This window comes from Paraburkholderia ribeironis (assembly GCF_900019265.1).
Taxonomy (GTDB): Bacteria; Pseudomonadota; Gammaproteobacteria; order Burkholderiales; family Burkholderiaceae; genus Paraburkholderia; species Paraburkholderia ribeironis.
This window is the reverse complement of the sequence record NZ_CYGX02000227.1, coordinates 1-537: the sequence shown is the minus strand read 5'-3', so window position 1 is coordinate 537 and position 537 is coordinate 1. Positions and strand designations below refer to the sequence as shown.

Annotated in this window: 1 protein-coding gene; it reads left to right on the top strand. The window is 59.6% G+C overall.

The features are described from left to right. A partial coding sequence (locus BN2475_RS33295; protein WP_245841785.1) for an alpha-amylase family glycosyl hydrolase occupies positions 1–537 on the top strand: 537 nt, incomplete at both ends.

Genomic DNA, 537 nt, shown 5'->3' with positions numbered 1-537 from the left:
GACCCCATGTTCGGCAGCCTGCCCGAGTTTGAGCAATTGGTGATCCACGCCCATCATCTCGGTCTCAAGGTACTGCTCGACTTCGTACCGAATCATTCGTCGAACCAGCATCCGTGGTTCGAGGAAAGCCGCAAATCGCGGGACAATCCGAAGCGTGACTGGTATCTGTGGCGCGACCCTGCACCCGATGGCGGCCCGCCGAACAACTGGTTGAGCCGCATGGGCGGCTCCGCCTGGGAGTGGGATGAGCCTACCGGGCAGTACTACTATCACGCGTTCCTGCCGGAGCAGCCTGATCTGAATTGGCGCAATCAGGATGTGCGCCGCGCGATGGACGGCGTGTTGCGATTCTGGCTGGGTCGCGGCGTCGATGGATTTCGCGTGGACGTGTTGTGGCTGCTGATCAAGGATGCGCAGTTTCGTGATAATCCGCTGAACGACGAATATCGGGCGGGCGAACCGGAACATCATCGGCTATTGCAGATGTACACCGAAGATCAGCCGGAAGTCCATGACATTGTGCGCTCGATGCGAGCC